This is a genomic window from Pseudoduganella sp. UC29_71, assembly GCF_042693265.1.
GTDB lineage: Bacteria > Pseudomonadota > Gammaproteobacteria > Burkholderiales > Burkholderiaceae_D > Rugamonas.
The window spans coordinates 5,977,584-5,994,159 of the sequence record NZ_CP170549.1 but is presented as its reverse complement, the minus strand read 5'-3'; the positions used below and the strand labels follow the sequence as shown (position 1 = coordinate 5,994,159).

14 protein-coding genes are annotated in these 16,576 nt (G+C 67.2%); 3 read left to right on the top strand and 11 right to left on the bottom strand.

Annotated elements, in window-relative coordinates; genetic code table 11:
- Nucleotides 1-11: 11 nt before the first annotated feature.
- The 8 genes from ccoN to ACFJI2_RS26685 all read right to left on the bottom strand — a co-directional run bounded on the left by ccoN (nucleotide 12) and on the right by ACFJI2_RS26685 (nucleotide 11,044).
- Nucleotides 12-1,433, bottom strand: a complete 1,422-nt coding sequence (ccoN, locus tag ACFJI2_RS26720) for a cytochrome-c oxidase, cbb3-type subunit I (RefSeq protein WP_377702600.1) — start codon at nucleotides 1,431-1,433, stop codon at nucleotides 12-14.
- A 102-nt stretch (nucleotides 1,434-1,535) separates the two neighbouring features.
- Complete coding sequence (gene ccoS, locus ACFJI2_RS26715) at nucleotides 1,536-1,679, bottom strand: cbb3-type cytochrome oxidase assembly protein CcoS (RefSeq protein ID WP_107869569.1); 144 nt, start codon at nucleotides 1,677-1,679, stop codon at nucleotides 1,536-1,538.
- A 4-nt stretch (nucleotides 1,680-1,683) separates the two neighbouring features.
- A complete protein-coding gene (locus ACFJI2_RS26710; protein ID WP_377705916.1) occupies nucleotides 1,684-4,203 on the bottom strand; it encodes a heavy metal translocating P-type ATPase in 2,520 nt (839 codons plus the stop codon).
- 41 nt (nucleotides 4,204-4,244) lie between these two features.
- Nucleotides 4,245-5,123 carry a sulfite exporter TauE/SafE family protein gene (locus ACFJI2_RS26705; protein ID WP_377702599.1) on the bottom strand — a complete coding sequence of 293 codons (879 nt, stop codon included), beginning with the start codon at nucleotides 5,121-5,123 and terminating at the stop codon, nucleotides 4,245-4,247.
- An 18-nt stretch (nucleotides 5,124-5,141) separates the two neighbouring features.
- Nucleotides 5,142-6,608 (bottom strand): oxygen-independent coproporphyrinogen III oxidase, encoded by a 1,467-nt coding sequence (gene hemN, locus ACFJI2_RS26700; protein WP_377702598.1) that lies wholly within the window; start codon nucleotides 6,606-6,608, stop codon nucleotides 5,142-5,144.
- Nucleotides 6,609-6,622: 14 nt separating this feature from the next.
- Nucleotides 6,623-8,287 (bottom strand): methyl-accepting chemotaxis protein, encoded by a 1,665-nt coding sequence (locus tag ACFJI2_RS26695; protein WP_377702597.1) that lies wholly within the window; start codon nucleotides 8,285-8,287, stop codon nucleotides 6,623-6,625.
- 114 nt (nucleotides 8,288-8,401) lie between these two features.
- Entirely contained in the window at nucleotides 8,402-8,860 is a 459-nt protein-coding gene (locus ACFJI2_RS26690; RefSeq protein ID WP_377702596.1) for a MarR family winged helix-turn-helix transcriptional regulator, read from the bottom strand.
- A gap of 51 nt (nucleotides 8,861-8,911) precedes the next feature.
- Nucleotides 8,912-11,044, bottom strand: coding sequence for an EAL domain-containing protein (locus ACFJI2_RS26685; RefSeq protein ID WP_377702595.1), 2,133 nt, complete (start codon nucleotides 11,042-11,044; stop codon nucleotides 8,912-8,914).
- Between the two features lie 103 nt (nucleotides 11,045-11,147).
- Between ACFJI2_RS26685 and ACFJI2_RS26680 the strand changes: the two genes are divergently transcribed.
- Nucleotides 11,148-11,501, top strand: a complete 354-nt coding sequence (locus ACFJI2_RS26680; RefSeq protein ID WP_377702594.1) for a TfoX/Sxy family protein — start codon at nucleotides 11,148-11,150, stop codon at nucleotides 11,499-11,501.
- A gap of 4 nt (nucleotides 11,502-11,505) precedes the next feature.
- On the opposite strand, the gene yiaA is transcribed toward ACFJI2_RS26680, so the two are convergent.
- Together yiaA and ACFJI2_RS26670 are read right to left on the bottom strand one after the other, a co-directional pair.
- Entirely contained in the window at nucleotides 11,506-11,931 is a 426-nt protein-coding gene (gene yiaA, locus ACFJI2_RS26675; protein ID WP_107869562.1) for an inner membrane protein YiaA, read from the bottom strand.
- A gap of 62 nt (nucleotides 11,932-11,993) precedes the next feature.
- Entirely contained in the window at nucleotides 11,994-12,941 is a 948-nt protein-coding gene (locus ACFJI2_RS26670) for a DUF808 domain-containing protein (protein ID WP_377702593.1), read from the bottom strand.
- A 173-nt stretch (nucleotides 12,942-13,114) separates the two neighbouring features.
- Between ACFJI2_RS26670 and ACFJI2_RS26665 the strand changes: the two genes are divergently transcribed.
- Both ACFJI2_RS26665 and ACFJI2_RS26660 read left to right on the top strand, forming a co-directional pair.
- Nucleotides 13,115-13,774 (top strand): LysE family transporter, encoded by a 660-nt coding sequence (locus ACFJI2_RS26665; protein WP_377702592.1) that lies wholly within the window; start codon nucleotides 13,115-13,117, stop codon nucleotides 13,772-13,774.
- Between the two features lie 99 nt (nucleotides 13,775-13,873).
- Entirely contained in the window at nucleotides 13,874-15,868 is a 1,995-nt protein-coding gene (locus tag ACFJI2_RS26660) for a DUF6600 domain-containing protein (RefSeq protein ID WP_377702591.1), read from the top strand.
- 203 nt (nucleotides 15,869-16,071) lie between these two features.
- On the opposite strand, the gene ACFJI2_RS26655 is transcribed toward ACFJI2_RS26660, so the two are convergent.
- Complete coding sequence (locus ACFJI2_RS26655; protein ID WP_107869558.1) at nucleotides 16,072-16,557, bottom strand: phage regulatory CII family protein; 486 nt, start codon at nucleotides 16,555-16,557, stop codon at nucleotides 16,072-16,074.
- Nucleotides 16,558-16,576: the final 19 nt, after the last annotated feature.

Here is a 16,576-nt window from a genome sequence, read left to right as displayed (position 1 = left end):
CGCTCCGTAATTCAGGCGGCTTTGAGTTCAGGGATGCGGGCGGTGACGGTGCTGCGGCCGCGCAGCGTCATCCAGGTGTTGTAGCCCATCAGGCACATGCCGCCCAGGTACAGCAGGCCGCCGCCGAAGCGCACCACGTAGTAGGGATAAGTGGCTTTCACGCTCTCGACGAAGGTGTAGGTCAGCGTGCCGTCCGGGTTTACCGCGCGCCACATCAGGCCCTGCATCACGCCGGCGATCCACATGGCGGCGATGTACAGCACGATGCCGATGGTGGCCACCCAGAAGTGCAGGTCGATCAGCTTCACGCTCCACATCTGCTTCTGGCCCGCCAGGCGCGGCAGCAGGTAGTAGATCGAGCCCATGGTGATGAAGCCCACCCAGCCCAGCGCGCCGCCGTGCACGTGGGCGATGCCCCAGTCTGTGTAGTGCGACAGCGCGTTGACGGTCTTGATCGACATCATCGGGCCTTCGAAGGTGGCCATGCCGTAGAACGACAGCGAGACGATCATGAACTTCAGGATAGGGTCGGTGCGCAGCTTGTGCCATGCGCCGGACAGCGTCATCATGCCGTTGATCATGCCGCCCCACGACGGCGCCAGCAGGATCAGGGAGAACACCATGCCCAGCGACTGGGTCCAGTCGGGCAGCGCGGTGTAGTGCAGGTGGTGCGGGCCGGCCCACATATAGGTGAAGATCAGCGCCCAGAAGTGGACGATGGACAGGCGGTAGGAGTACACGGGGCGCTCGGCCTGTTTCGGAATGAAGTAGTACACCATGCCCAGGTAGCCTGCGGTGAGGATGAAGCCCACCGCGTTATGGCCGTACCACCACTGGATCATGGCGTCCTGCACGCCGGTGTACATTGAATAGGATTTGGTCAGCGATGCCGGCATGCTCATGCCGTTTACCACGTGCAGCAGCGTCACCGCCAGGATGTAGCCGCCGAAGAACCAGTTGGCCACGTAGATGTGCTCCACCTTGCGCTTGATGACGGTGCCGAAGAACACCACCGCGTAGGCGACCCACACCAGCGCGATCAGGATGGTGATGGGCCATTCCAGCTCGGCGTATTCCTTGCCGCGCGTGAGGCCCATGGGCAATGTGACGACGGCGCTCAGGATGACCGCTTGCCAGCCCCAGAAGGTGAAGGCGGCCAGCTTGTCGGAGAACAGGCGCACCTGGCAGGTGCGCTGCACCACGTAGTAGGACGTGGCGAACAGGCCCGATATGCCGAACGCGAAGATCACCGCGTTGGTGTGCAGTGGACGCAAGCGCCCATAGGTCAGCCAGGGGATGTCGAGGTTGAGGCTGGGCCAGGCCAGCTGGGCGGCAATGATGACGCCGACCAGCATGCCGACAATGCCCCAGACTACCGTGGCGATCGCGAATTGCTTCACGATTTTGTAGTTGTAGTTGAGTGCTTGATCCACTTTGTGTTCTCCCAAGAACGCTTTGATGATGTAGGTCAAAGGTTACGTGGGTGGGCACCAAAAAACTTTGATGTGGATCAAAATTGGCCGAACGAGGGAGCGCTAGGAATCGTCGTCCTGCAGCACGCGTAGCGCGGGGCCGACAAGGTCGTCGAACTGGCCGTCGTCGGAAGCCTTGAAGAATATCCAGATTGCGCCGAAGACCAGTGCCACGCTCAAGGGAACCAGCAAATATAAGGCTTCCATCGATTTATCCTTTGCGCAGCCGCAGCGCGTTGAGCACCACCACGGCGGAACTGAGCGCCATGCCGGCACCGGACAGCCAGGGGTTCAGATAGCCCAGTGCGGCAGCCGGAATGGCGGTGAGGTTGTACAGCGTGGCCCAGGCCAGGTTTTGCCGGATCACGGCCATGGTGCGCGCGGCGGCACGCGCGGTGTCCGCCACGGCGCCGAGCTGGCCGTTCATCAGCACCGTGTCGGCGTGCGCCTGCGCCAGCGCGGCCCCGCTGCCCATGGCGAAGGAGACGTCGGCGGCGCCGAGTACGGCGGCGTCGTTGATGCCGTCGCCGATCATCGCCACCACCGCGCCTTCGCGTTGCGAGTCCTGCACGAAGGCGAGCTTTTGCTGCGGCAGGAACTCGCCGCTGGCCGCGTCGATGCCAAGGCTGCGCGCCACGTGCTGCGTGATCGCTTCGCTGTCGCCGCTGAGCAGCACGAGCTGCTTGCCTTGCGCGCGGAAGTAGTCCACGGTGGCTTGCGCGTCGGGCCGCAGCGCGTCGCTGAGCAGGAAGCGCGCAATCCAGCCACCGCTGCTGCCCAGGTAGACCGGGGTACCGTCGAGCGCCGCAGCCGCGCCGCCGGCCGGCTGGCCAAGCCGGGTATCCTGCGGCGGCGCCAGGCTGGCTGGTCCGGCGATGCCTGCCACGAAGGCTGGGCTGCCGAGGCGGTAGCGCGTGCCCTGGACGGTGCCCTCCAGGCCCTGGCCGGGCAGTTCCTGCACGTCGGCGGCCTGCCAGCGCGCCATGATGGCGGTTTCGGCCGCTGCAGCCAGGATGGCGCGGCCTATCGGATGCGCGCTGTTCGCTTCCAGCGCGGCGGCTACTTGCAGCGCGGCGCTGGCAGCGGTCCGGCCGAGCAGGTCCACGCGCTGCACGGTGGGCTTGCCTTGCGTGAGCGTGCCGGTCTTGTCGAAGACGATGTGCGTGGCGCGGTGCAGCGTTTCCAGCACGTGCGGCCGTACGATCAGGATGCCTTTGCCGAGCAGGCGGTCGGTGGCGGCGGCCAGCGCGGACGGCGTGGCGAGCGACAGCGCGCAAGGGCAAGACACCACCAGCACGGCGATTGCCACCGGCCAGGCGCGCGCGGCGTCATGCCAGCTCCACCAGGCGAATGCGGACAAGGCAAATAGCAGCAGGCCCGCCACGAAGCGCGATGCGGCGCGGTCGGCCCATTGCGCGATCTGCGGCTTCTCGGCGCCGGCGCGCTCGATCAGCTTGAGCAGGCCGGACAGCGTGCTGTCGCTGGCTGGCTTGGTCACGCGCGCCACCACGGCGCTGCCGGCGTTGATGGCGCCGCCGGGGACGCTGGCGCCCATGGCCGCGCGCAGTGGCACGCTCTCGCCGGTCAGCAGCGACAGGTCGACCGAGGTCTGGCCTTCGGCGATGTCGCAGTCGGCGGCGAAGGTTTCGCCGGGCTTGACCAGGATGGCGTGGCCTGGGCGCAGGGCGGATGCTGGCACGGTGCTGGCGTCGCGGCTGAGCGGCCAGCCGGGCAGGTAGGACGCCGATGCCGGCAGCCCATGCTGCATGCGCTCCAGCGCCGCGGACGCCTTGCGGCGCGCCGCCGTTTCCAGGTAGCGGCTGCACAGCAGCAGGAAGATGAACATCGTCACCGAGTCGTAGTAGACCTCGCCGTGGCCGCGCCAGGTGGCGATGCAGCTGGCGCCGAAGGCGGCGGCGATGCCCAGCGCTACCGGCACGTCCATCCCGGGAGCGCGGGCACGCAGGCTGTTCCAGGCGCCACGGAAGAAAGGCAGCGCGGAGTAGCACACGGCGGGCAGCGTGAGCAGCAGGCTGGCCCACTGCATCAGCGCGGCCATGGCGGCGTCCAGCGTGCCGTCGTCGGCCAGGTAGGCGGGGGCGACGTACATCATCACCTGCATCATGGACAGGCCGGCGACGAACAGCTGGCGGCCCAGCGTGCGGCTGGCTTGCTGCAGTTGCTTGCCGTGGCGGGCCGCGTCGTAGGGCCAGGCCCGGTAGCCGATGGCGTGCAAAGCGCCGAGGATGTCGGCGGGACGGCATTGGTCCTTGTGCCAGCGCACTTGCAGCCGTTCGGTGGCCACGTTCATGCTGGCGCGCTGCACGCCGGGCAGCTGCATCAGGCGGCGCTCGATCAGCCATACGCAGGCGGCGCAGCGTATGCCTTCCACCAGCAGCGTGGCTTCGGCGTCGGCGGTGCCGCCGTCGCGCGCGGCGAAGCGGGGATCGGCGTTGTCGTACAGGGCCAGCTCGGGCGGCACGAGCTGCGCCTGCGCGGCGGTGGCGGCGTAGCCGGTGCGGTCCTGGTAGTAGGCGGCTTGGCCGGCATCGGCGATGGCTTGCGCGACGGCGGCGCAGCCGGGGCAGCACATGGCGTGCTCGACGCCGTCGATGCGCGCGGACCAGCGCTCGCCGGCGCTGCGCGGCAGCGGCAGGCCACAGTGGTAGCAGCTTGCCTGCGCCTGCACGGCGGGTGCATCCGCCGCTGCGGGCTTCGGCGTGTTCAGCATGGGGGAGCCGCTGCCTGCAGGGATGGCGTTTGGACGGCTGCTCATGGTCTGGCTCCTATGCAGAGCGCGTCGATCCAGCCATGGGCGGCCGCGGCGTCGGGCAGGCCGAGGGCGTGCAGCAAGGGCGCCGCGGCGCCGCTGGCGCGCAGCAGGCCGAGCACGCCGAAGGCCAGCACCAGGAGCCCGCAGGCGGCGCGCATCGTCTGCCGCCGCATCAAGCGGGGCAGATGCTGCCCCCGCGCCAGCAGGCCCGCCTGCGCGCCCAGCATGCCGAGCGCGGCCAGCATGGGCAGCGTGCCCAGGCCGAACGCCAGCATGACGGTGGCGCCGCGCGCGGCGGACCCGCTCAGCGCCGCCGTCAGCAGCACGCTGTAGACCATGGCGCAAGGCACCCAGCCCCACAAGCTGCCGAGGGCCAGCGCTTTGGCGGCGGAGTCCACCGGCAGCAAGGGGCGCAGCAAAGGCAGCAGCCGGCGCCACAGCGCGTTGCCGGCGGCTTCCAGCTGCGCCAGGCCGCGCCACGCGTTCATCAGGTAGAGGCCAAGCGCCACCAGCATCATGTTGGCGAGCCAGAAGGCCACGTTTTGCCAGGCCGCGATTCTGGACAGGCTCGCAGCGCCGCCGGCCAGCCCGCCCGCAATGGCGCCAGCCAGCATATAGCTGCCAATACGGCCGGCGTTGTAGGCGAGCAGGCGCGCCGCCGTGCCGCCTGCGGCGTGCGAGGTGCAAGCGGAACGAGCGGAAAGAACGGCGATAGTGGACGGCCGCGCGGCGCGAGTCATTTCAGCGGCCGTCCCCGCCGGGCCTGCGGGGCCAGTCGCAGCGGACAAGGCGCCGACGATGCCGCCGCACATGCCTGCGCAATGCACGCTGCCGGCAACGCCAACGAGAAAAACCGGCAGCAAATTCAGGCCATCCATGGCGTGCTCACATCATCCTCAGATTGTCTTCGAGTAGCGCAGCGGCTGGGCACCGGTCCCCGCCGTACCTTCTTCCTGCGCGCGCGGCAAGCCGAGGTAGCGGTCGAACACCATGCAGATATTGCGCACCAGCAGACGGCCCTTGAGCGTCACCGACAGCCATTCGTCATCGATGGTGACCAGCCCATCCTGCTCCAGCGCGCGCAGCTGCGCCAGCTCGGCGGCGAAGTAGTCCTTGAAGCGCAGCGGATACGCCATCTCGATGGAAGCGATCGACAGCTCGAAGCTGCACATCAGTTTCTGGATGACGATACGCCGCAGCAGATCGTCGGTATTGAGCTTGATGCCGCGCGCCACCGGCAGCACGCCCTGGTCCAGCTTTTCGTAGTACGCCTCCAGCGTCTTCTCGTTCTGGCTGTAGGTATTGCCCACCGAGCTGATGGCCGACACGCCCACCGCCACCAGGTCCGCTTCCGCGTGCGTGGAATAGCCCTGGAAGTTGCGGTGCAAGCGGCCCTGGCGCTGTGCCACGGCCAGGTCGTCGTCCGGCTTGGCGAAATGGTCCATGCCGATGTACACATAGCCGGCCGCCGTCAGTTCGCGTATGCACAGCGCCAGCATGTCCAGCTTCGCGTCCGCCGGCGGCAGGTCCGCATCAAGGATGCGGCGCTGCGGCTTGAACAGGTGCGGCAAGTGCGCGTAGTTGTACAGCGCGATGCGGTCCGGACTGGCGGCGATCACCTTGGCCATGGTCTGGCGCATGGTGTCCAGCGTCTGCTTCGGCAGGCCGTAGATCAGGTCGATGCTGATGGAGCGGAAGCCCGCGTCGCGCGCGGCCTGCATCACGGCCAGCGTTTCCGCTTCCGGCTGGATGCGGTTCACCGCCTTCTGCACGTCCGGATCGAAATCCTGCACGCCCAGGCTGACGCGGTTGAAGCCCTGCGCGCGCAGCGAGTGCACGCGCTCGCGCGACACGGTGCGCGGATCGATCTCGATCGAATACTCGCCCTCCTCGTCGGGCGCAAACTCGAAGTGCTTGCGCAGGTGCGCCATCAGCTCTTCCATCTGGCGGTCGCTCAGGTAGGTCGGCGTGCCGCCGCCGAAGTGCAGCTGGCCGAGCTGGCTCATGCCCGAGAACAGCGTGCCCTGCATGCCGATCTCCTGCTTCAGGTAGCTCAGGTAAGTGGCCGCCTTGCTACGGTCCCTGGTGACGATCTTGTTGCAGCCGCAGTAGTAGCACACGGTGTCGCAGAACGGTACGTGCACGTACAGCGACAGGGGGCCGCGCGCGCCGCCGCGCATCTTCAGTCCCGCCACCGCCTCCAGGTAATTGCCGTAGCTGAAGTCCGCGCTGAAGCGGTCCGCAGTGGGGTAGGACGTGTAGCGCGGGCCGGAAGTGCTCAGGCGGCGGACAGTGGCGGCGTCGAAGCGCAGCGGCTGGGCTGCGCCTTCGGCAGCGATGATGCTCAATGCTTCATGTGTCATTGCCGTCACCGCCTTCACGCAGCCAGGCGCTTGGCGCCGCTGTCCTTGTTGACGCTACGGCTGCGGATCGGGCTCACCTTGCTGCGCTGCGGCGGCAGCGCGCGCCTGCCGAACTTGAACAGGCTCACTGCCTGCGTCAGCCCGCCCGCTTCCACCGCCAGGCTGTTGGCTGCCGCCGCCGCTTCCTCCACCAGCGCCGCGTTCTGCTGCGTCACCTGGTCCATGTGCGCGATGGCCTGGTTCACCTGGTTCACGCCAATGCTCTGTTCGCGCGAGGCCACCGAAATCTCGTGCATGATGGCCGTCACCTGCTTCACCGAGCTGACCACCTGCTCCATGGTGGCGCCGGCGCGGTGCACCTGCGTCATGCCGGCGCTGACCTTGCCCACCGAAACGTCGATCAGGTTCTTGATGTCCTTGGCCGCCACCGACGAGCGCTGCGCCAGGTTGCGCACTTCGCCCGCCACCACGGCGAAGCCGCGTCCCTGCTCGCCGGCGCGGGCCGCCTCGACCGCCGCGTTCAGCGCCAGGATGTTGGTCTGGAAGGCGATGCCTTCGATCAGGCCGATGATGTCGACGATCTTGCGCGAAGAGGCATTGATGTCGTCCATGGTGGCGATCACGTCGGCCACGATCTCGCCGCCTTCCACCGCCACGCTGGACGCGGCCAGCGCCAGTTCATTGGCCTGCACCGAGTTGTCCGCGTTCTGCTTCACGGTGGACGCGAATTCCTCGATGCTGGAGGCGGTTTCCTCCAGGCTGGCCGCCTGCGCCTCGGTGCGGCCGGACAGGTCGGCGTTGCCGGCGGCGATCTGGCGCGTGGCCACGGCCATGGTCTCCACGTTCACGCGCACGTCGCGGATGGTGGCGATCAGGTTGCTGTTCATCTGCTGCAGCGCGCGCAGCAGCTGGCCCACTTCGTCGGTCGCTTCGGTCTCGAAGGAAGCGGACAGGTCGCCCGCGGCGATGGCGCGCGCGCCGTCCAGTGCCCGGCCCAGCGGCTGCAGCACGCTGGTGCGCAGCGTGTACCACAGGAACACATTGGCCAGCAGGCCGATGAAGGTGGCGCCGAAGATGCTGTAGCGGGTCAGCGCCGAGGCGCCGTCGCCGAACAGGCTGGCCAGGCAGACGAACAGCAGCAGCGTGTTGACGCCGCTGGTGGCCGCCCAGATGCGGGTGGACAGCGAGGAATGGCCCAGGCGGGACAGCCAGTTGGCCACGCCCGGATGGATCAGCTGGCCGTTCTTGATGACGATGCCGGCCGCCTTGCCGCCTTCGCGGATCTGGCGGTAAGCCTGCTCGGCCGCCTGCACCTGCTCGCGCGCGGCCTTGGTGCGCACCGACATATAGCCCAGCGTCTGGCCGTTTTCGCGGATTGGCGTGATGTTCGCCTTGACCCAGTAGTAGTCGCCGTTCTTGCAGCGGTTCTTCACCAGCCCGGTCCACGGCGTGCCGCTGCGGATCGACGACCACAGGTCGGCGAAGGCTTGCGGCGGCATGTCCGGGTGGCGCACGATGTTCTGCGGCGCGCCGATCAGTTCCTGTTCACTGAAACCGCTGACCTGCACGAAGTAGGGGTTGACGTAGACAATGTTGCCGTTCAGGTCAGTCTTGGAGACGATGGCCTGGTCCTCTGCAATCTCGACTTCGCGGTGGGTGACGGGTAAATTGGTGCGCATGCGGCTCTCCTGCTGGCTGGTTTGCTTGCTCTATCGCAAGACATGCACCCAGTGTAAGGAGAGCGGCGGGCAATTTTATTGATGTAGATCAAAAATGCCCGGATTGTGCCGGCCTCATTTTTCCGGTAGCGACCTCAGCAAACTGTCGCGCAGCGCCACCACGCTCTTCTGCATTTTCGGGAATTCCTGGGCCGACATGCCGCAGGCCTCGAACAGGTTGTTCCCCTCGGCCGCCTTGCGGCGCAGGCGCCGGCCTTCCTCGGTCAGGCTGACGATGACCTGGCGTTCGTCGGCCGCGTCGCGCCGGCGGGTCAGGTAGCCCATGGCTTCCAGCTTCTTCAGGATGGGCGTGAGCGTGTTCGACTCCAGGAACAGCTTCTCGCCCAGGCCGCTGACGGTCTGGTTGTCCTGTTCGGACAGGGCCACCACGGTGATGTACTGCGTGTACGTCAGCCCCAGTTCGTCCAGGATGGGCTTGTAGGCCTTGCCGAAGGCCAGGTTGGCCGAGTAGATGGCAAAACACAGGTAATCGGCCAGCGGCAGGTTGGCGGCGTCGGGTTGCGATGTGTCCATGGGGACTCCTCATTGCTCGGAAGATGAGCCCCATTATACATCGTATCCGATCTAATCGTGAATGCTGGACATCGGGCGCAGCGAGCCCACCGCATAGCCCTGCGCATAGTCCACGCCCAGGTCGCGCACCAGCTGCAGGGTTTCCTCGTCCTCCACATACTCGGCCACGGTGCGCATGCCCATCACATGGCCCACCTCGTTGATGGCTTTCACCAGCGCGCAGCTGATGGCGTTGCTCTTGATGTCGCGGATGAACATGCCGTCGATTTTCAGGTAGTCCACCGGCAGCGCCTTCAGGTAGGCGAAGGAAGACAGGCCGCTGCCGAAGTCGTCCAGCGAAAAGCGGCAGCCCAGCGCCTTCAGGCGCGTCATGAAGCTCTGCGCCTTGGGCAGGTTGGCGATGGCGGCCGTTTCCGTCACCTCGAAGCAGATCCGCGACGGCTCGATGCCGAATTCTGCGAACTGCTGCAGGATGTAGTCGTGCAGGCCCTCGTCGTTGAGCGAGGTGCCGGACAGGTTCACCGAATACACGGCGGCCGCGGAGCGCTGCCCATTCTGCGCCTGGCGCTCGCTGCGCACATGGTCGCACACCGCGCGTATCACCCAGCGGTCTATCGCCACCATCAGGTCGTAGCGCTCGGCGGCCGGGATGAAGGCGCCCGGCAAAATCAGGTCGCCCTTGTTGTTCTGGATGCGTATCAGCACCTCGTCGTGTTCCTCGTCCTGGGCGCCGAGGTGGACGATGGGTAGCGCGTACAGCCGGAAGAAATTGTGCTCGAAAGCCTCGTTCAGGCGCGACACCCACTGCATTTCGCCCTGCCGCTGCGCCAGCATCAGGTCGGACTCCATGTAGTGGTGCACCCGGTTGCGGCCCTGCTCCTTGGCCAGGTAGCAGGCCTGGTCGGCCGCCATCAGCAGCTCCGTCATCGACTTGCTGTCGTGGGTGATTTCCACCAGGCCGATGCTGGCGCCGATTTCGAAGCTGCGGCTGTCCCACACGAAACGGAAGCCCTTGATCGACTGGCGCAGCTGGTCGGCGATCAGCATGGCGTGGTCGGGCGGGCAGTGCGGCAGCAGCACGCCCAGCTCGTCGCCGCCCAGCCGCGCCAGCACGTCGCTGTCGCGCATCAGGGTTTGCAGCATCTTGGCCAGCAGCTGCAGCAGCACGTCGCCGGCGCTGTGGCCGCAGGTGTCGTTGACGATCTTGAACTGGTCCAGGTCGATGTACAGCAGCGCGTGCGTGTGGCCCTCGTGCTTGGCCGAGTGCAGCGCCGCGGCGATCTGCTGCTCGAACTCGCGCCGGTTCATCAGGCCGGTGAGGGTGTCGTGGCTGGCGTACCAGGACAGCTGCTGGGTCAGCTTGCGCTCGTGGCTCACGTCGCGGAACACCACCACCACGCCCAGCATCTCGCCGCCGCCGGACCAGATCGGCGCGGCCGAATCCTCGATGGCCACCAGGCGCCCGTCGCGCGTGACCAGGTGGGTGCCATTGCTCATGCCGATGGACTGGCGCAGGCGCAGGCAGCGCGTGGCCACGTGCTCGGCGGCGCCGGCCGGATCGGTGCGCAGCGCCTGCGGCAACTGGCCGTCGCCGGGGCGCGGCGGCTCGTAGACCAGCTTCAGCGTTTCCTCGATGGGACGGCCGCAGGCCATTTCCTGGCTCCAGCCGGTGAGCTGCTCGGCCACGCGGTTCAGCACGCGCGTGTTGCCGTCCGCGTCGGTGGTGACCACGCCGTCGCCAATGGAGGCCAGCGTCACTTCGGCCAGTTCCTTTTGCTCGGCCGTTTCCAGTTCCTGCCGCTTGCGTGCCGTCACGTCCCAGACGATGCCCAGCGTGCGGTCCGTCACGCCCTCGCCGTTGCAGCTGGGGTGCGCCTTGGCGCACAGCCAGTGCACGCTGCCGTCGGGCCAGCGCACGCGGTACTCCAGCTCGTAGTCCTCGCAGCGGTCGACGGCCGCCTGCATTTTCGCGAACAGCGGTGCGCGGTCGTCGGGGTGCACGCATTGCAGGAAGGCGCTGAACGGCTGCTCGCACGCTTCGGCTGACAGGCCCAGCAGTGCAGCGCCGTCGGCCGACCAGTACACGGTGCTGTCGTCGATCCTGCCGTTGACCAGTATCGAGTCCCAGATCGCCATGTGCGCCGCCGACATTGCCATGTGCAAGCGGGTTTGCAGCTCTGTCATGGTCGTTCTCCTTGATGGACTTTTTTGTAGTGTATGCGTGTGACCCAATTGCTGGCGCAAAGTTCCGCTGCCGGTTAGCATGGTGTCTCGACAAGGAGACAGCATGGCATCGCAACAGGGCACGGTGGATTTTTTGGTGGACCAGATGGCGGCGGCAGGCACGTTGGCCGCGCGCAAGATGTTCGGCGAATACGCCATCTATTGCGACGGCAAGATGTTCGCGCTGGTGTGCAACGACCAGCTGTTCATCAAGCCGGTGGCGGCCAGCCGCGCCTGGATAGGCGAGCCGCAGCAGGCCCAGCCCTATCCGCAGGCCAAGCCGTGGTTTCTGATACCGGGGGACAGGTGGGACGAGCGCGAGTGGCTCGCCGAACTGGCGCGCCGCACGGCGGCGGAACTGCCGCTGCCGGCGCCGAGGAAGAAGACGGTGAAGCGGGCCGCGAAGAATCCGGCCTAGCGCGTCAGGCGTCGCCCGGCTGCGGCGCGTCCTTGCTGCCGGCGCTGTCGCGCACGTTTTTCTGCACCGCCACCGCAGCGAACAGGCTCAACACGAAGGACATGGCGTAGAAGCCTTTTTCGCTGGGCGCCAGCGTGGCGTTCCACAGGCCCACCGACAGCAGCAGCAAGGCCAGCAGCAGCGAAATCCAGCACAGGCCGAAGTACATATTGGTCACAGGAATGCCCTCCATGCGGTCGCGCACCGACTTTTGCAGCGACACGGCGGCAAACAGCCCGTAGGCCAGCAGCGTGAAGTAGTAGCCTTTTTCGTTCAGCTGCATGGTGGCGTTCCATAGCCCGGCCAGGTAGGTGATGGCGCCCACCAGCAGGGCGGCCCACGAAGCGCCCACGAAAGCGGCGGTCGGGCGTTGCGGCGTGATCTTGTTCATGCTGTCTCCGTGTGTGTGGCCGGGCGCCGGCTGGCGCCCGAATTGCTATCAAACCAGAAATCTCAGTGCGAGCGTTTGAACAAGCGCAAGAAACGGCCGGCCGCCGTCACGCCCACCAGCACCAGCGCGCCGGCGATGACGCCGGCCACCGCGTCCAGCAGCGACGGCGTGACCGCCTGCAGCACCGCGCCTGCGCCCGGCGCCGCGCCCACGAATTCGGCCGCGTGGTGGATCACGTCGTGCACCGGCGCAATGCCGTGCGTCAGGATGCCGCCGCCCACCATGAACATGGCCAGCGTGCCGGCCACCGACAGGAACTTCATCAGCTTGGGCGCGGCCGCCAGCAGGAAGCGCCCCAGCCCCCGGACGAAGCCGCTGGCGCCGGGGCGGCGCGCCAGGTACAGGCCGGCGTCGTCCATCTTGACGATGGCCGCCACGATGCCGTACACGCCCACCGTCATCGCCACGGCGATGCCGGCCAGCACCGCCACCTGCTGCGAGAACGGCGCGTCGGCCACCGTGCCCAGCGCAATGACGATGATCTCCGCCGACAGGATGAAGTCGGTGCGGATGGCGCCCTTGATCTTGTCCTTCTCCAGCGCCACCAGGTCCACCGTGGGATCGGCCACGGCGGCCGCCAGTTCGGCGTGGTGCTGCTCGTCCTCGTGCTCGCTGTGCAGGTATTTGTGGGCGATCTTCTCGAAGCCCTCGAAGCACAGGTAGGCGCCGCCCACCATCAGCAGCGGCGTGATGGCCCACGGCGCGAACGCGCTGATGGCCAGCGCGGCCGGCACCAGGATGGCCTTGTTCTTCATCGAGCCCACGCCCACCGCCCACACCACCGGCAGTTCGCGGTCGGCCGTCACGCCGGCCACTTGCTGCGCGTTCAGGGCCAGGTCGTCGCCCAGCACGCCGGCGGTTTTCTTGGCGGCGACTTTGCTCATGGCGGCCACATCATCGAGGATGGTCGTGATGTCGTCGATCAGGGCCAGCAGACTGGTGCCGGCCATCTCAGCGGCCTCCCCGGACGGCGTGGCGGCGGAGGGCGGGAGCGTGTTTGGTCATGGTGCGTGAAGGAAAAGTGAAGTCAGCACTAATCTTACCTCATAAGCAACTGTCGGCAAGCAAGTCCGGCGGCGCCGCGCTACAATGTCCGCTCAAAAAACACGCACCGGAACTCAGCATGGCCTTCAGCACCTGGATCACCTTCGTTATCGCCGCCTCCATCATTGCCGTCTCGCCCGGTTCCGGCGCGGTGCTGTCGATGTCGCATGGCCTGTCCTACGGCGTGCGCAAGGCCAGCGGCACCATCCTCGGCCTGCAAGCCGGCCTGCTGCTGGTGCTGGCCATTGCCGGCGCCGGCGTCGGCTCGCTGCTGCTGGCCTCCGAGCTGGCCTTCAACGTGGTGAAAACAGTTGGCGCGCTGTACCTGATCTGGCTCGGCTTCAGCCAGTGGCGCGCCAGGGTGCAGGCCGCGCCGGACGGTTCGGTGGACGGCGGCGCGGCGCTCGCCAAGGCCGAGCTGCCATCGCTGCAAAAGCGCGTGCTGACCGGCTTTCTCACCAACGCCACCAACCCCAAGGGCATCATCTTCATGGTGGCCGTGCTGCCGCAGTTCATCTCGCAGGAGCACCCGCTGCTGCCGCAGCTGCTGATCCTGGCCGCCACCATGTGCACCATCGACCTGATGGTCATGCACAGCTACGCCTTCCTGGCCGCGTCCATGCAGCGCTTCTTCCGCGACGCGCGCGCGGTCAAGCGCCAGAACCGCGTGTTCGGCGGCCTCCTGATGGCGGTGGGCGCGGCCCTGTTCTTCGTCAAGCGCGGCGGCGCGCACGCCTGAATCTGTACCAGCGTTCTACAATGTGAAAAGATTTGTAACCACCGTCGTCTGAAACGAAAATGCGGCGTTAAATAGTCTCATCACATATTGGAGTCCGCCATGGGCCGCAAACTTGCACATTTGATCCTGCTGACCGCGCTGGTGGCCGCCAGCACGCTGGCGCTGGCCGATGAGGACCCGCCCGCGCGCGTGGGCCGCATATCCAGCGCCGAAGGCCAGGTGACAGTCGACGCCGATGGCGAGCAAGCCAGCGGCAGCCTGCTGAACTGGCCGGTGGCCAGCGGCACCCGCATCACCGCCGCGCCCGGTTCGCGCATGGAATTCCGCGTCGGCTCGGCCGCCATCCGCCTGGACGGCGATTCCAGCCTGGAAGTGGATGCGCTGGACGACGACAGCCTGCGCCTGCGCCTGAACTACGGCAGCGTCAGCGTGCGCCTGCGCAGCGCCGACATGCTGGACGACTTCGAACTGAGCACCCCGCAGGCCCGCGTCAACATGCTGGAGCCGGGCCTGGTGCGCGTGGACAGCGACCGCCAGCCGGACACCAGCGTGGTGTCCGTGCTGCTGGGCGCGGCCACGGTGGATGGCGGCGGCACCGCGCTCACTTTGCGCGCCGGCAAGCGCGCCGTGGTGCAGGGCGACCAGGTCAGCAGCGGCCAGGCGCTGCGCGACCGCTTCGACGAATGGGTGCTGGCGCGCGACAAGCGCGACGAGAATTCCCCATCGCTGCGCTATGTGACGCCGGACGTGACCGGCTACGAGGAACTGGACCAGTACGGCAGCTGGCGCGAGAGCGACGAATACGGCCCGCTGTGGTCGCCCCGCTCGGTGCCGCTGGGCTGGGCGCCCTACCGCGACGGCCGCTGGACCTGGCTGGACCCATGGGGCTGGACCTGGGTGGACGACGCGCCCTGGGGCTACGCGCCGTCGCACTACGGCCGCTGGGTGATGCTCGACACGCGCTGGTACTGGGCGCCGGGCCGCTTCACGTCGCGCCCGGTGTGGGCGCCGGCGGTGGTGGGCTGGGTGGGCGGCAGCAACTGGAGCGTCGCCTTCGCCAACCGCCACAATGGCCCCGGCGTGGGCTGGTATCCGCTCACCCCGCGCGACCGCTTCGTGCCCAATTACCGCGTGTCGTCCGATTATGAGCGGCGCCTGGGCTGGCATCACCAGAACAGCGTGCACTGGAAGCCGCAGCGCGAAGTGCGCCGCGAAGGCGTGACGGTGCTGCCGCGCGAGCAGTTCGATGCGCGCCGCACGGTGAACGTGGGCAAGGCGCCGCGCGTGTCGTTGACGTCGATCGACGCGCGCAACGCGCCCTTGTCGACCGCCCCTTTGCCGCTGACCCGCATGTCGCCGGGCGCGGTAACGCCGGGCCGCGTCATCGAAACCCGGCGCGACCGGGGCGATGGCTTCGAGCGTGGCGGCGAGCGCCAGCCGAGGAACAGCATCAACCAGGGCGGGAACCGGATGCAGCTGCAGGCGCCGGCCACGCCGTTCGCCCAGCCGCCGGCCGCCGCGCCGCAGCCGCAGCCGCAGTTCGGCGCGCAGCGTCCGCAGGCTGACCGCAGCGGCGACGATGAGCGCCGCATGCGCCAGCTGCGCGAACGGGAGCAGAATGACGAGCGCGAACGCCGCGAAGCGGGCCAGCGCTGGAACCGTCAGTCCATCCAGCCGCAGCAAGCCCAGCCGCAGCCGCAGCACCAGGCGCAACCGCAGCCGGTGCTGCAGCAAGCGCAGCCGCAGCCGCCGGCCCAGCATCCCTTCGCCCAGCCAGCGCAAGCCGCACCGCAACCCGGCGCGCAGTTCCGCCAGCGCGACGATGGCGGCGAGCAGCGCGGCCGCGAGCAGCGCGAACGTATGCAGCGGGAGCCGCGCGAGCAGCGGGAGCAGCGCGAGCATCGCGAAGCGCCGGCCTTCCGCGCGCCGCCGCCGCAAGCCCAGCCGCAGGTTCAGCACCAGCCGCCGCCGCAAGCTCAGCCGCAACCGCAAGCCGCGCCGCGTCCGCAAGTGCAGGCGCCACAGCCTCAGCAGCAGCGCGACGAGGGCGGCGGTGGCCGCCGCCAGCGGGAAGAACGGAGCAAGGAGCGTTAAGAACTAGCGGGAACACCTGCATTTCAGACCGGGATTTCGCACTTCCAGCCCGCGATTTATGCAGTTCATCACATTCCGATGGCAGGCTGATTCCAGTTTTCATACATTGGGAGCAGTCAAAAGTTCCCGACTATTTTTTCTTTCCCAATTAAAAATAGTTCTTTGAGCCGGCCCTCCCAGTCGGCTCTTTTTTTGCCTGCCGCTTATTTCCCGCCCGCCAGGTTGCGGATGCGCGCGCGCCACTCCCCCAGCGCCGACAGCGCGTCATGAAACTCGCGCTCTATGAGATCCGCCTCGGATGGTGTAATCTTGCCATCTAGTAAAGATTGTGAAACGGCTTCCGCCACGTCGCCCACCTGGCTCATCACCCGGCACACGGTTTGCGACAGGTCGTCCTGCGCCACCTGCTCCGGCACCGGGACCACGAACGCGGCCATGCCGTGCCGTGTCAGCAGGGCATGGAGCGGCAGCAGGGCGTCTTTTACACCCGCTTTCTGGCACAGTTCCACGACCGCCGAGACCTCCTCGAACGAGGGGTAATGCGACGCGATCGTCGGTGACAATTTGTTACGTAGTACGTTCACGGAAATACCCATGCATTGCGACAATGCTTCTATTCCGCCGGGGTAAGCCCGTGCCACGGTATAGAGCGCGTCGTGTTGATTCATATCAGAGTATTTGCGGGTCATGGTGAAGCAGGTCCTTTTT

Bases quoted from the DNA above. Each gene is read 5' to 3' on its own strand.
- ccoS (WP_107869569.1), bottom strand. From the start codon at position 1,679: ATGGAAGCCTTATATTTGCTGGTTCCCTTGAGCGTGGCACTGGTCTTC.
- ACFJI2_RS26710 (WP_377705916.1), bottom strand. From the start codon at position 4,203: ATGCTGAACACGCCGAAGCCCGCAGCGGCGGATGCACCCGCCGTGCAG.
- ACFJI2_RS26705 (WP_377702599.1), bottom strand. From the start codon at position 5,123: ATGGATGGCCTGAATTTGCTGCCGGTTTTTCTCGTTGGCGTTGCCGGC.
- hemN (WP_377702598.1), bottom strand. From the start codon at position 6,608: ATGACACATGAAGCATTGAGCATCATCGCTGCCGAAGGCGCAGCCCAG.
- ACFJI2_RS26695 (WP_377702597.1), bottom strand. From the start codon at position 8,287: ATGCGCACCAATTTACCCGTCACCCACCGCGAAGTCGAGATTGCAGAG.
- ACFJI2_RS26690 (WP_377702596.1), bottom strand. From the start codon at position 8,860: ATGGACACATCGCAACCCGACGCCGCCAACCTGCCGCTGGCCGATTAC.
- ACFJI2_RS26685 (WP_377702595.1), bottom strand. From the start codon at position 11,044: ATGACAGAGCTGCAAACCCGCTTGCACATGGCAATGTCGGCGGCGCAC.
- ACFJI2_RS26680 (WP_377702594.1), top strand. From the start codon at position 11,148: ATGGCATCGCAACAGGGCACGGTGGATTTTTTGGTGGACCAGATGGCG.
- yiaA (WP_107869562.1), bottom strand. From the start codon at position 11,931: ATGAACAAGATCACGCCGCAACGCCCGACCGCCGCTTTCGTGGGCGCT.
- ACFJI2_RS26670 (WP_377702593.1), bottom strand. From the start codon at position 12,941: ATGGCCGGCACCAGTCTGCTGGCCCTGATCGACGACATCACGACCATC.
- ACFJI2_RS26665 (WP_377702592.1), top strand. From the start codon at position 13,115: ATGGCCTTCAGCACCTGGATCACCTTCGTTATCGCCGCCTCCATCATT.
- ACFJI2_RS26660 (WP_377702591.1), top strand. From the start codon at position 13,874: ATGGGCCGCAAACTTGCACATTTGATCCTGCTGACCGCGCTGGTGGCC.
- ACFJI2_RS26655 (WP_107869558.1), bottom strand. From the start codon at position 16,557: ATGACCCGCAAATACTCTGATATGAATCAACACGACGCGCTCTATACC.